Annotated in this window: 12 protein-coding genes and 1 tRNA gene; 4 read left to right on the forward strand and 9 right to left on the reverse strand. The window is 39.7% G+C overall.

Going from position 1 to position 13,041, the window contains the following annotated elements:
- Nucleotides 1-10 precede the first annotated feature (10 nt).
- Entirely contained in the window at nt 11-1,387 is a 1,377-nt protein-coding gene (locus DK924_RS12005; protein WP_109875289.1) for an NAD-dependent succinate-semialdehyde dehydrogenase, read from the forward strand.
- A gap of 113 nt (nt 1,388-1,500) precedes the next feature.
- Here the strand turns inward: DK924_RS12005 and DK924_RS12010 are convergent, their stop codons facing one another.
- From DK924_RS12010 to DK924_RS12025, 4 genes are all read right to left on the reverse strand, one after another.
- Nucleotides 1,501-2,037 (reverse strand): DUF924 family protein, encoded by a 537-nt coding sequence (locus DK924_RS12010; RefSeq protein ID WP_109875290.1) that lies wholly within the window; start codon nt 2,035-2,037, stop codon nt 1,501-1,503.
- A gap of 131 nt (nt 2,038-2,168) precedes the next feature.
- A complete protein-coding gene (locus DK924_RS12015) occupies nt 2,169-3,248 on the reverse strand; it encodes an endonuclease/exonuclease/phosphatase family protein (RefSeq protein ID WP_109875291.1) in 1,080 nt (359 codons plus the stop codon).
- Between the two features lie 9 nt (nt 3,249-3,257).
- Nucleotides 3,258-3,641, reverse strand: a complete 384-nt coding sequence (locus DK924_RS12020) for a hypothetical protein (RefSeq protein ID WP_075170389.1) — start codon at nt 3,639-3,641, stop codon at nt 3,258-3,260.
- A 73-nt stretch (nt 3,642-3,714) separates the two neighbouring features.
- Nucleotides 3,715-3,963 carry a TIGR03643 family protein gene (locus tag DK924_RS12025; protein ID WP_041708743.1) on the reverse strand — a complete coding sequence of 83 codons (249 nt, stop codon included), beginning with the start codon at nt 3,961-3,963 and terminating at the stop codon, nt 3,715-3,717.
- Between the two features lie 143 nt (nt 3,964-4,106).
- On the opposite strand from DK924_RS12025, the gene DK924_RS12030 reads away from it, so the two are divergent.
- Together DK924_RS12030 and DK924_RS12035 are read left to right on the forward strand one after the other, a co-directional pair.
- Nucleotides 4,107-4,763 (forward strand): YoaK family protein, encoded by a 657-nt coding sequence (locus tag DK924_RS12030; RefSeq protein WP_109875292.1) that lies wholly within the window; start codon nt 4,107-4,109, stop codon nt 4,761-4,763.
- Between the two features lie 56 nt (nt 4,764-4,819).
- Nucleotides 4,820-6,889: a TonB-dependent receptor gene (locus tag DK924_RS12035; RefSeq protein WP_054202235.1), complete on the forward strand. Its 2,070-nt coding sequence runs from the start codon at nt 4,820-4,822 to the stop codon at nt 6,887-6,889.
- Nucleotides 6,890-6,945: 56 nt separating this feature from the next.
- Here the strand turns inward: DK924_RS12035 and DK924_RS12040 are convergent, their stop codons facing one another.
- The 5 genes from DK924_RS12040 to DK924_RS12060 form a co-directional block, all read right to left on the reverse strand.
- The gene (locus tag DK924_RS12040) at nt 6,946-8,085 is read right to left on the reverse strand and encodes a Na/Pi symporter (RefSeq protein WP_008114296.1); all 1,140 of its coding nucleotides are present in this window, start codon (nt 8,083-8,085) and stop codon (nt 6,946-6,948) included.
- A 396-nt stretch (nt 8,086-8,481) separates the two neighbouring features.
- On the reverse strand, nt 8,482-9,744 hold the full coding sequence (gene tyrS / locus DK924_RS12045; protein WP_055012846.1) for a tyrosine--tRNA ligase: 1,263 nt from the start codon (nt 9,742-9,744) through the stop codon (nt 8,482-8,484).
- Between the two features lie 84 nt (nt 9,745-9,828).
- Nucleotides 9,829-10,635: a LuxR C-terminal-related transcriptional regulator gene (locus DK924_RS12050; RefSeq protein ID WP_109875293.1), complete on the reverse strand. Its 807-nt coding sequence runs from the start codon at nt 10,633-10,635 to the stop codon at nt 9,829-9,831.
- A 24-nt stretch (nt 10,636-10,659) separates the two neighbouring features.
- On the reverse strand, nt 10,660-11,649 hold the full coding sequence (locus DK924_RS12055) for a fatty acid desaturase (protein WP_109875294.1): 990 nt from the start codon (nt 11,647-11,649) through the stop codon (nt 10,660-10,662).
- Between the two features lie 530 nt (nt 11,650-12,179).
- Nucleotides 12,180-12,264, reverse strand: a tRNA-Leu gene (locus DK924_RS12060).
- A 271-nt stretch (nt 12,265-12,535) separates the two neighbouring features.
- Here DK924_RS12060 and DK924_RS12065 point away from each other — a divergent pair.
- The gene (locus DK924_RS12065) at nt 12,536-13,036 is read left to right on the forward strand and encodes an RDD family protein (protein ID WP_010390869.1); all 501 of its coding nucleotides are present in this window, start codon (nt 12,536-12,538) and stop codon (nt 13,034-13,036) included.
- Nucleotides 13,037-13,041 lie beyond the last annotated feature (5 nt).

Below are 13,041 nucleotides of genomic sequence, written 5' to 3' on the forward strand. Positions count from 1 at the left end.
AGGAGGTAAAATGAGTAACACAGTTGATACGATCAATCCCGCAACCGAGCAAGTCATTAATAGCTATACGCTGCTTTCTCAAGCTCAAGCAGAACAAGTGATCGAAAAATCTCATGAAACATACTTAAAATGGCGATTAACCTCGTTTACCGAGCGCGCACAACATCTAAATAAATTAGCCTCTTTATTTGAAAGCCAAAAAGAAGCCTTAGCAAAACTAATGACCGAAGAAATGGGTAAAGTCTATGAGCAAGGCTTCCAAGAAGTTCAGCTTTGTGCTGACATTTGTCGCTATACCGCTGAACATGGCGCCGATATGCTTAGCGACGAGGAGCGCGACATGCAAGGAGGTCGTGCAATCATAAGTTATCGCCCTACCGGTGTGCTGCTGGGTATTCAGCCATGGAACTTCCCACTTTATCAAGTTATTAGATACAGTGCCGCAAACATTATGGCGGGTAATACCACCGTATTAAAACACGCCGGTAATGTATTTGGTATGGCTGAAAAAATTGAAACATTATTTCTACAAGCAGGCTTCCCTGAACACTGCTTTAGCAACTTACTGATTGATGGTAAAACCGCCAGCGCCCTTATTTCACACTCGGCTATAAGCGGCGTGACCTTTACTGGAAGCGATGGCACAGGTAAAAAAGTAGCAGAGCAAGCTGCCAAGCATGTTAAAAAAACCGTACTAGAACTGGGTAGTAACGACGCTTTTGTTGTACTTGATGACGCAGATCTGGCTCTTGCAGTTAAGGCTTGTTTACAAGGACGCATTATCAACAACGGCCAAACCTGTGTTGCCGCCAAGCGCTTTGTGGTGGTTGATTCACTCTACAATGACTTTAAAGAAGCACTAAGCCAGCAATTTAAGGCGATAAAAATGGGCGACCCAATGGATGAAGATACTGAACTGGGTCCTATGGCACGCGAAGATTTACGCGACAAAATTCATCAGCAAGTGCAAGACTCTGTCAATGCTGGTGCAAAAGTAATTGTAGGCGGCGAAATACCGCAACAAACAGGTTATTACTACCCCCCAACCGTGCTCGAAAACCTTAAACCAGGTATGCCTGCTTATGACGATGAGCTATTTGGTCCTGTCGCATCTTTAATTAAAGCCAAAGATAACGACGACGCTATGCGTATCGCTAATGATTCGCGCTATGGACTAGGCGGCGGTATATTTTCAAAAGATGAGAAGAAAGCCATTGAACTGGCCAAAAAGTATTTTGACACCGGCATGATTAATATTAATGGTTATGGTTTGGCACAACCAAACCTACCATTTGGTGGTGTTAAAGACAGCGGTTATGGCCGAGAGCACGGCGGCTTTGGGATTCGCGAATTTGTGAATGTTAAAAGCATTATGATTCACAGCTAGTATCAGGTATCAGGTATCAGGTATCAGGTATCAGGTATCAGGTATCAGGTATCAGGTTAGTAAAATTAAATACCGCGCTTGTAGCAAGCGCGGTGTTTTTTTGTCTAATAAATTTAAAAACCTGAGTTAGGCTGTTTTAGAAACTCAAGCTCTTCTTTTGTAGAGTCCCGTCCTAGTATTTTATTACGATGCGGATAACGATTAAATCTATCAATAATCGCCTTATGCTGATACTCAAAATCTAAGTTATTTTTAATACCTAACGCTTTATATAACTTCACTGCTTCCTTATGAATTAGCTTTGATTCGCTGTGCATAAAAGGCATATACAAAAATACGCGTTGCTCATCCGTCAATTCCTTATCAAACCCTTTGGCAATAGCTGCTTGCGCTAACGCTAGAGCTAATGCATCACAGGCAAATGCTGCGGGCTTTTCACGGTAAATATTACGTGAGAACTGATCAAGCACAATAATTTCAGCAAGACTACCTAGCGCACTTTCACGCCACCCAAATAACTCACTTACACTTGCTTGATGATGTAATTCACCAAAACGAGTTTTAATTTGTGCATCAAGCCCATCGTCTTTTTGCCACCACTGTTTAGGATCAAGCTCATTAAACCAAAAGTCGATGATTTTATTAAACATAATGAATCTCTTTGTTAATTAACGCTAAACTAAGTAATTTGCTACGAAAACTTCGCAAACTTAAAAGCCCTATCGTAATGTATTAACTTTCTCTTTCACCTAAAACCTTTAACCTAATATCTGTACTATACCTAGCCCTTTTCAAACATAGGTACTTTGCGTTTATCTGCCTTGCTCATTGCCAGCTCTTGTATATCTTGCTGCTTTTGCTCGCTTGGTTTTGTTTCAAGGGATTGCTGATTAGCATCTTCAAATACCAGTTCGGTTAGTAAGGCAAAATGATCGGAGCCATATTTAGCAAGGCGCTTTATCCTTTTTACACTAAAGCCTTTTGAATGAAACAAATGATCAAGCGGCCAACGCATAAAAAAGTAATTAGCGTGAAAAGTATTAAAAAAACCACGGCCTTTACGAGGGTCTAAAAAGCCACTAATTTGCATAAATAAACGAGTACTGCGTGACCAAGCAACATCATTTAAATCGCCAGCGACTATCGTAGGGCGAGTTGAATCTTTAAGAGCTTTAGCCACCATTATTAATTCGCTATCGCGCGGGCGTGATGAATCTTCTTCGGTTGGGCTTGGTGGCGCGGGATGAATAAAATGCCCCTGCATTTTTAACCCTTGGTGGTTTTCAAATAAAATATGAATAGAAGGAATATCATCTTCTATAAGTGCACAAATTTGTGCATCGAGTATGTTAAATTTACTAAATACATGCATGCCGTAGCGGTTATCTTTTGGGCACTGTACTTGATAAGGGTAGTTTTTTTTAAGCACGGACAATTTATCTTGCCACCAACTATCGCTTTCTAAGGTGATAAGTAAATCGGGCTGATATTTATCGACTAAGTTAATTAACTGCTCACTATGTCGATTCGACATCAGTACATTAGCGGATAAGATTCTGATGCTATGATCACTACTTTTTGGCGCTGTTAATACTTCTTTTTTAGCAAACCAAGTGTAGGGATAAATCCACTTAGCTTGAAGCGCACAAATAATTAAAGCAACAGCCGCTATTAATGAGTATGCAATAAAGTCGATTTGCCACATACCTATTACTGCCACGATAATTACAGCGCTTGCTAGGTAGCACACCTGCAAGCGCACAAAGTCGCAACTACGTATCAAGTAATGCTGACTGTATGACAGGGGTAATAAAGTTATTAATAACAACAAGCCAGTAACTATGACCAATACAGTGAGCATTTATAAATCCTAATAGCGCTGTAAAATAGAGAGTATTTCACGAGTGTCGTGCACTAAGTGAATAATAGTGCGATCAACTTCAACTCGCACTGTGTCTCTTTCTCGGTCTATTACTCTAGCACGCTTATAAATGTCATGCCCAAGGATATCACCTTGATGATAAGATCTGTGCCACCCTGGTGGAGTCCACCCTTGACGAATTAACTGCTTGGCTTGTTTCTTAGAAAGCCATTTTTTATTATTGTATTGGTTATATTTTTGCTTTTTCCAGTGATGCTTGTTTGCGTGTTTATTCGCATGCTTGCCTGCATGTTTGTCTTTGTGTGGTACAGCAAATGCGTTTGTTGCCGTTAGCGCAAAAACCATTACTAAAATACTGATTAGTGATTTCATGGCGATTCTCCAGTGTGATCATTACTGAAGAGTATTAACGGCTAAGCCTGAACATTACATGAAATGAGAAAAATTAACGTTGCTTGTACTGTGTTTTACAATGACTGCGCATAATCGCGGGGTCGCGTAACTTTAGGTGTTTAGTTTTACGCCCAGCATGGCGCTTACGCCATACTTTAAATGACCCGCTAGAGATATGCTCCCGCATAAAATTAACTAATTGAGAGTAATTTAGCCCATACAGATTTTCAATGGCTTCAAATGGCGTTCTGTCTTCCCATGCCATTTCTATAATGCGTGATTGCTGTTCTTGGTTAAACATATTAATTCCAAATTTGGTTGATACGCAAAAGTTAAATTTAGCGATCATCACTTGCTTGTGATGTTAAAAATATAACCTCTTTTCATTTATTAACTTTAATTAAGTGTATGATTAATCTACACACTGAAACCGGAGCTAAAAGGATGTTTACAAAACTACCTAAGTGGGTCGAATATGGTGCGTTTACCCTCGCTTTTATTGCCGGTATGGTAAACGCAGTAGGTTTATTAGGGTATGAACAGCAAGCAATTTCTCACGTTTCAGGGTCGGTGACTTCATTAGCTATTGAACTTACTACCAACATCAAGGCGGCGTTATTTTTAATTGCGATTGTACTGAGCTTTATATTTGGCTCGGCATTAACAGGCTTAATGCTTTCAGGCGGTTCACTTAAGCTAGGCCGCCATTACGATACGCTCTTATTTATTGAGGGTATTTTACTGCTGTTAAGCGCACAGCTACTTCAATATTCTTACCCTTACGCACTTACACTTGCTTCTGCGGCCTGCGGCTTACAAAATGCTTTAGCCACTAACTACAGCGGCGCAGTTGTGCGAACCACTCACTTAACCGGTATTTTTACCGATCTGGGTTTGATGTTTGGTAAAGCCCTAAAAGGAGAAGCTTTTGACAATAGAAAATGCTTGGTCTTTGTATTAATTATTGCCGGTTTTTTAGCCGGCGGAGTGGTAGGTGTATTACTATTTAAACATTACTCAGTGCTCACTTTAGTTTTTCCGGGCATTTTTTGTATTGTTTTATCGATTACTTATCGGGTTTATAGGTTGAGTGTGCTTTAACCAATTCACAAAATCCCCTACCCTAAACTTATCAAATTGCCGATGTGCTGGAATTTATGAAATATTACTATTTACCCCCGTTATTGTTATGCAGTCAGTTAGGTTTAATTAATAGTGCGTGTGCTGAAGATACCGCGCAATCAATTGAACGTATCACCACCACAGCATCGCGTAGTGAAGCGCTTTCCACGCCATTACCACTGGTGATCAGTGTATTAAGTGAATCACAGCTTGAGCTTATAGCTCCTACCCATGTAGAGGAAGCGCTACAACGCGTTGCAGGTGCCAATGTCCAACGTGGGAATGGCCAAGAGTATTTACCGGCTCTGCGCTCGCAAGTACTTTCTGGAACGGGCGCTTGTGGTGGTGTTTTAACCGCAGAAGATGGCATAGCTCTTCGTGCAGCTGGTTTTTGTAATATCAATGAACTATTCGAAGCACATAGCGAAATGGCAGAGCGTATTGAAGTATTAAAAGGCCCAGGTTCTGCACTTTATGGTTCTAATGCAGTGCATGGTGTAATTAACGTTATTACCCCTGATACTACGCAAGGTGCTGGTTTACTAGGCTTTGATTATGGCTCTTATGGTTATGCTCGCTATAAATTACGTGCAGGCCATGCCATGGATAATTCAGGCCTAGGTATTAATGCTAGTTTTACGGATGATAGCGGTTATCGAGATGATGAAAGCGTAAAGCAACAAAAAATAAATGTGCGCCATCGCTATAATAATAACAACCTAAGCTTAGTTTCTGGGCTTACGTATACTAATTTAGATCAACAAACTGCTGGTTATATTAGCGGTTTTCAAAGCTATAAAGATGAAGATATAGCACAGCAAAACTTTGATCCCGACGCCTTTAGAAAAGCTCGCTCGCTTAGGGCTTGGAGTAAAGCAAGCTGGCAATTAGGAGAGAACACTCTAGTTGTTACTCCTTATATTCGTGACCAAAGCATGGACTTTTTTAAACACTTTTTACCCGGCACACCACTTGAAAAAAATAGCCAAACTGGGTTTGGTCTACAATCGCTTTATCAGCATTATGTGAACGACAATACCAACCTAAAGCTTGGTTTTGATGGTGAGTTTACCCAAGCCGATTTTTTACAAACCCAAGATAAACCGACTCAAGGTTCTGCGTTTTTAGTGGCCACAGTGCCGCAAGGTAAACATTACGATTACCAAGTCGATGCCACCTTATATGCCCCATTTGCCGCTATTGATTGGCAGCTAAATAATTGGCTTATAACTGCAGGTCTACGTTATGAGCATATGCAATATAACTATCAAAACAATATGCTTACAGGGCGTACGAAAGAAGATGGCAGTAAATGTGGTTTTGGTGGCTGTCGTTATAGTCGCCCCGAGAGCACTAAAAACAGCTTTAGTAATCTTTCGCCAAAACTCGGTGTGAGCTATCAGCTTAATATTAACAATACACTATACGCTAACTTTTCAAGAGGCTATAGAGCCCCACAAGCAGCTGAGCTTTATCAATTACAACGCGAGCAAAGTACTGCCGACTTAGATGCAGAAATAGCAAATAATGCTGAGTTAGGTATCAAAGGGGTGTACAACAATACTCGCTACGGTTTGTCGGCTTATGCGATGAGCAAGCACAATACCATCTACCGTGACAGTGACTTTTTTACTGTTAATGACGGCCAAACTCGACATCGTGGCATTGAGCTTGAGTTAGCACACAGCTTTAATCAGCACTTTTCGATTAATTTTGCAGGTACTTATGCCAAACATACGTACTCGAATGAGCAAATCATCGGCAGTATTAATATTAAAGGTAACGATATTGATACCGCACCTCGAAAGGTCGCTAATATCGATTTTAACTGGCAAGCCAACGAGCGTGTTAACCTTGCTCTGCAATGGCACTATGTGAGTCGCTATTTTACCGACCCTGAAAACTTACATGAATATCAAGGTCACGATATTTTAAGCTTGCGCGGCCAATGGCAAATAAGCCCACAGCTATTACTGAGTGCGCGAATAATAAATCTAACCAACACGGCTTACGCACAGCGCGCAGATTACACTAGTTTTACTGGCGATCGTTACTTCCCAGGAAAACCGCGTAATGCCATGTTGTCTGTAAGTTACCAATGGTAAAACAAAAAATGCGCTATATAAGCTATATAGCGCATTCTTTTTATTCATTTATTTGCTTATCTAACGGCCAGTACAATTAGACCAGGCACCACAAAGAACGACCCTAACACATAGCCTAATGCAGCTGATTTATTCTTTGTACCAATTTCGGCTAGCTTTTCGGCTAACTTAAGCGGAATTTCACGTAGTACAGGAATTCCGTAAATTAGTGCAACCGCAAATACATTAAACATAACGTGTACTAAAGCAATCGTTAGCGCCACTTCAGCCATAGGCCCTGTGATTGATGTGGCGGCTAATAAAGCGGTAATGGTTGTACCAATATTAGCGCCTAGCGTAAATGGATAGATTTGACGTGTAGTAAACACACCACTTCCCGCAAGTGGGATCATTAAACTCGTGGTAGTTGATGACGACTGAACCATAACTGTTACCGCCGCACCTGATGTTATACCTGCGATAGGCCCGCGCCCAATTGCACCATGCAGTATATCTTTTGCAGTGCCAACCAATGCTTTTTTAAGTAGTTTACCTAATGTAGTTACGGCAAATAAAATCAAACAAATACCTGCTATAACCATCGCTGCACCTAGCATTTTTGTGTCTAGGAAGCTAAATGCATCTTTTATTACACCCACAGCAGGTTTAACAAGTGGTTTAATAAAGTTGTAGCTCTTTAATGATAAGTCAGCATCACCAATAAATAGATGCGACAAAGCAGCTGACATTTTTTGCAGCAAACCAAACATTATCTCAAGCGGTAAAAATATAATAACGGCAAATAAATTAAAGAAATCATGAACCGTTGATGCTGCAAACGCACGTTGAAACTCTTCTTTAGAGCGAATATGACCAATAGACACTAAGGTGTTAGTAATAGTAGTACCAATATTTGCACCCATCACCATTGGAATAGCAATACTTAACGGTAAACCGCCAGCAACAAGGCCCACTATTACTGAGGTAACCGTTGATGACGATTGCACTAAAGCCGTTGCCAAAGCACCTAATAATAATGCAATAAACGGGTTGGTTGCGAATGCAAAAATTTCTTTCGCTCCCTCGGTACCGCCCGACGCTAATTTAAAACCACCACTGACAGTGCCAACGGCTACCAGGACTAAATAAACTAAAAAGGCGATAGCAGCCCAGTTAAGCGTTTTTATTAATAGCGTATTGCGCTTTGATTCACTCATGTTTAAATCTCAGTTTTTGTCTTACCGATTATGGCATTTTGATGACGTTTTTGTTTCAGAGCGCATTAGAACACCTAAATATTACAGAAATATTTCAATTCGATTAACGTGCTTGAGTGAGTAAAGAGATTAATACAAAGAAACAACTCGTGCGCACAGCGCTATTAAAAACAGATAGCAAAGTTACTTTATTATCAGCCACTTAAAAAAGTTACTTTTAACTTAGCATTTCACAGTAATTTACAAATGCCTACAAAACACATTAATAACGGCAATTAAATTATTAATTACCGTTATTGTAATGAGAAAAAACAATGAAGACTTTTAAAAAACTTAAGTAGTTTGGATTAAGAATAACCCCTAAAACCACATAAAAAATCACCATTAGAGGGAAATTCAATTGAGTTTAATTAACCTAAATTGTTTTTTACCTCGCTGTATTAACCAAAAACGTTGATGCAATGCCAAATTTAACTGACTATGATCAGCCGAAATTGTTTCACCATTAATTTTTACTGCGTTTGCAGCTATCAGTTCTCTTGCGGCACGCTTAGAGTTTGCTAAACCACTGAGAACCAATAGCGCGGAGGTGGTTATATTAATTTCAGTAAGGGTTATTACTGGTAAGCCATCTTGTTCTAATTGTGCTAAATCATTTAAATTTAAGGTTTGTACTTGTCCATTAAATAACAACTCAGTGATACGCTGCGCACTTGCCAAGCCTTCTTCAGCATGAATAAAACGGGTTAATTGCTCAGCTAAAATGCGCTGTGCTTGAGGCTTTTGGCCGCTTATCTTATCGTTTGCTTCTATGGCCTCAATTTCTTTAACTGATAAAAAAGTATAAAAACGCAAAAAGTTATACACATCAGCATCTTCACAATTTAACCAAAACTGATAAAAGCGATACGGCGAGGTTTTTTTAGGGTCGAGCCAAATAGCACCGCCCTCAGTTTTTCCAAATTTTGTACCATCTGACTTAGTAATAAGTGGCAGTGTTAAACCAAACACTGTTTGCTGGTTTAAACGGCGGGTTAAATCAATTCCACTGACAATATTACCCCACTGATCGTTACCGCCTATCTGCAAAGTACAATTTAACTCACTATTGAGCTTAGCAAAGTCATACGACTGCAATAAGGAGTAACTAAATTCAGTAAACGACAACCCTTGCTCTGGACGTTGCAAACGTTGTTTTACTGACTCACGGTTGATCATGGTATTAATTGAAAAGTGTTTACCTACATCACGAAAAAAGTCTAATACATCAATACAGCTAAACCAGTCAGCGTTATTTTTTATCTGCAGTGGCTTGTTTAAATGCGGACCAAGTACACTTTCAACTTGGTTTGCAAGCGCTGTCACCCATTGTGACACCGTTTGTTTAGTATTTAGGCTACGCTCAGTGGCTTTAAAACTCGGGTCACCAATCAACCCTGTAGCACCCCCAATTAATGCCACACCTTGATGCCCTGCATCCATAAAACGCTTTAGCATTATTAATGGTACTAAGTGCCCTATGTGTAAGCTACCTGCGGTAGGATCGAAGCCACAGTAAACCACCTGTGGAGTTTTAAGCTTATGGGTTAATTGCTCAATATTACTCACTTGAGAGACTAAACCACGCTGCATAATGTCGCTAAGTAAATGTGCTGTCATCGTATTTCTCAAAATTATCTATAAGAAAAATACTAATTAAACTCAGCGATGTGCACTATATCCCTAAAGGGACATAAACGCGCTTTATTTTGTCAGCATTAAATGGTTTAAAAACAGTCGGAAGAATTCACTCAGTGAAGCAACGTTTAACTGTGCATATATACGTTTACGATGGTTTTTAACTGTACCTAGGGCGATCCCAAGCTGAGAAGCAATATCTGCGGAGTCGCAACCTTGCACAATTAGACAAGCAACCTGATGCTCTCGTTGAGTGAGTTGTTGGTTAGCAAATGATGTGAGGGCATTTTCTATAAGCTGCCCAGTAACTGAACTATTAAATTGATTTAATAGTAATTTTTGGCTACCCCAATGTTGGCTACACAGTGCTTTTATTAAATTAAAATGTGCTATTAATTGCTGCTTTTGCAACGCACTAAAGCGCTGGTTATTGGATAATAAACCAAGGTAAATAACAATCGAGCGACCGTTACCTATATTAGTACAAATACTTAGCTCATCAGTCCAGCCAGTGTGAGTATAAAACTGCTGTTGATATACTTTAAAGGTCAGTTCATCTTGATGACTAGCTATATCAGCGAGCCTAAATACACCTTCCTCAGCTTTACTAACCAGTTCACTATAAAAAGGGTCGTTTACAAACGAGTTAGTAAGGTAGCGCTGAAATAAAAGTTCACGCTGTTTCTCGATAGAATCGAATAAATAAATGGGATGCTTATTTACTCTGCAAGCCAATACAACCGCACAATCAAACTCAACAATAAGGGCAATGTAATTAACCAGCTTTTGCGCAAAACTGGTCCCCTTTATAGCTTGTACACATTGCGCTAACGCATCTTGCTGAGTTAATTGCTGCTGCGAGTCCGACTGCATTATGATGCCATTTTACACTGAGTATTACTGATACAAGTTTGCTTGCTTAATACTGGCAAAATCATTAAAACGCACGCCGTGTTGGCGCATCACTTCAAGGATTTTTTTACTGATCATTTGTCGTAAATAAAACGGCTGATTCGGCACAAAATGATGAATAGTATGAGTATGCCCAAAGTTAAAGCAAAATAAATTAAATGGCATAAACAAACGGCTGGTGATGACGTGAGTTTGTTCAAGCATATTATTAACACCGCCGTAATAATGCATACTTGAAGTAACAAAATTAAGTGAGCTCGAACGCACAATATTAGGCACAATCAGCACCACTATTAGAAATTCAAACACATTCATTGCATCAAGCAGCAATACAGGTGAATTAGCAGCCAGTGGAGTGAAAAAATTAACTAAGTGAAACACAATTACGCTATATAAAATGGCGAAATACGCAGTAGTAATGGGAAAACCTGCATTAAACACTTTAAAGAAGCTAAACCCATTAATTTCTTTACTAAAACGTTTTGCATTAATTAATAAACCGAGTAATCCATCAACAATTACCAAGGCACGTAAAAACGGATTTTTAATACCATTACCTACCAAACGCTCTTCTAAATCTTGCTCAGTACCCGACGTTTTGTGATGATGTAAATGCATCTTGCGACGGTACCATGGGCTTATGGTATTAGGACGCATCAGCCACACGGTTAACATCATAAAATTATGCAAAAATGGTTGGTTGCTAAAGTACTGTTTGTGGATTAAGTCATGCTCAAGCTCATGGGAAATTGAGGTAGCAATGGCCGCTAAAATAATGCATAGCCAAGCGGGAATAATAGCAAAATAATACAGCGTGCCAATTCCGATTAATGCACTCAAAGAAAGTAATAGAATAGCCATTCCTAAGGTATTTTGATGCATTAATAGCGGGTGTTTTTTACGCAGTAATGCTTCTTCAGCCTTAATCGCTTTTACAATGGCTTGAATATTCTGTTTTGCGGTTAGTTGAGTCATGATGTTTTATTCGCAACAAGAGGTTGAGGTATATAATACCCGAGTCAAAACACATTGCATAACTTAGCACACCCGTATCAATGAAAAATACGATTAAAGTCAGGCCTGTGTTTACTATCTAACCTTAGTTCTGGATAAGAAACCTATCTCAAGCAGAGCTTAAGGTTAGGTAAACCAAAACGTTTACAGGCCAAGTTTAGATCAAAACCTACTGCTTATAAAAGTAGCAATGTTGGACACATTTTTTGTAATTAAAATCCGGCAACTCAAATCTTAGGCATAAAAAAACCCCAACCAATTTGGTCGGGGCTATAATCTATATAGCTGAGTATATAATTCATCCTTGAAGCTGCATCCATCGTTCATCCATGAACTCACTTCGAGTCACTGCGAAACTGCGTTTCGGTTCACTCTCACCCAGTGGCCGGACTTTTACTTATAACAGCGGCACCTCACGTGCCGCTCGAGTCCGGCAACTCAAATCTTAGGCATAAAAAAACCCCAACCAATTTGGTCGGGGCTATAAAAAGTGGTACCAGCGGCCGGACTTGAACCGGCACGCCTTGCGGCAGGGGATTTTGAATCCCCCATGTATACCAATTTCATCACGCTGGCATCATTTTTCTTTAACCTTCTAAACACGAGAAGATAAAGAAAAACCACTTAAGAGTGAAAGATTATGTACCCTCTTCCATCTCATTGTCTAGCATTATACAAACAATGAGCAAAGCGGCAAGCGTTTTATGTATTAAGCGTGATCGACCGCTTAACATTTAGGCAACCATTAACATTTGAACCAATAGCTGGTTAAGCACGTAGCGTAATAGGTAGTATTTAGCGGCTTATTTGCTAAACTATCGCGCACATTAACAGTGAGAGTATATTTATGTCGGCTGAGTTTCCACGAGCAGGGTTTTGGCGTCGTTTTGCGTCATTGGTGTACGACACATTAGCTATTATCGCTTTTGCGATGCTAACGGTGGTATTGTATTTATTTGCTATCCAAGGACTTATTTCCCTTGATGTTATTGCCCTCAATGGCGCTGAAGATGTATCTGCACGTATTCAAGATTCACTATTACTTTCTGGTATTCGTAGCTCGCTGCTAGTGCTTGTTGGCTTGGTATTTTTTGGTTATTTTTGGACGAAAAGTGGGCAAACAATTGGTATGCGAGCATGGCGCTTAAAAGTACAAACCAACCAAGGAAGTTTAATTAGCTGGCCACAAGCTATTATCCGCAGTATCAGCGCATTCCTTGGTTTAGGAAATTTAGTAGTATTAGTCGACTTTAAAAATAAAAAAGCACTACAAGATTACTTATCAAAAACCGAAGTGGTTACGCTCACCAAAGAAGAAAATAAACGCGTGTATCGCGAACTAGATTAATACTT

Source organism: Pseudoalteromonas sp. meg-B1 (assembly GCF_003173795.1).
In the GTDB taxonomy this organism is placed as follows: Bacteria; Pseudomonadota; Gammaproteobacteria; order Enterobacterales; family Alteromonadaceae; genus Pseudoalteromonas; species Pseudoalteromonas undina.

Bases quoted from the DNA above. Each gene is read 5' to 3' on its own strand.
- DK924_RS12005 (WP_109875289.1), top strand. From the start codon at position 11: ATGAGTAACACAGTTGATACGATCAATCCCGCAACCGAGCAAGTCATT.
- DK924_RS12020 (WP_075170389.1), bottom strand. From the start codon at position 3,641: ATGAAATCACTAATCAGTATTTTAGTAATGGTTTTTGCGCTAACGGCA.
- DK924_RS12030 (WP_109875292.1), top strand. From the start codon at position 4,107: ATGTTTACAAAACTACCTAAGTGGGTCGAATATGGTGCGTTTACCCTC.
- DK924_RS12010 (WP_109875290.1), bottom strand. From the start codon at position 2,037: ATGTTTAATAAAATCATCGACTTTTGGTTTAATGAGCTTGATCCTAAA.
- DK924_RS12040 (WP_008114296.1), bottom strand. From the start codon at position 8,085: ATGAGTGAATCAAAGCGCAATACGCTATTAATAAAAACGCTTAACTGG.
- DK924_RS12065 (WP_010390869.1), top strand. From the start codon at position 12,536: ATGTCGGCTGAGTTTCCACGAGCAGGGTTTTGGCGTCGTTTTGCGTCA.
- DK924_RS12050 (WP_109875293.1), bottom strand. From the start codon at position 10,635: ATGCAGTCGGACTCGCAGCAGCAATTAACTCAGCAAGATGCGTTAGCG.
- DK924_RS12025 (WP_041708743.1), bottom strand. From the start codon at position 3,963: ATGTTTAACCAAGAACAGCAATCACGCATTATAGAAATGGCATGGGAA.
- DK924_RS12035 (WP_054202235.1), top strand. From the start codon at position 4,820: ATGAAATATTACTATTTACCCCCGTTATTGTTATGCAGTCAGTTAGGT.
- DK924_RS12055 (WP_109875294.1), bottom strand. From the start codon at position 11,649: ATGACTCAACTAACCGCAAAACAGAATATTCAAGCCATTGTAAAAGCG.
- DK924_RS12015 (WP_109875291.1), bottom strand. From the start codon at position 3,248: ATGCTCACTGTATTGGTCATAGTTACTGGCTTGTTGTTATTAATAACT.
- tyrS (WP_055012846.1), bottom strand. From the start codon at position 9,744: ATGACAGCACATTTACTTAGCGACATTATGCAGCGTGGTTTAGTCTCT.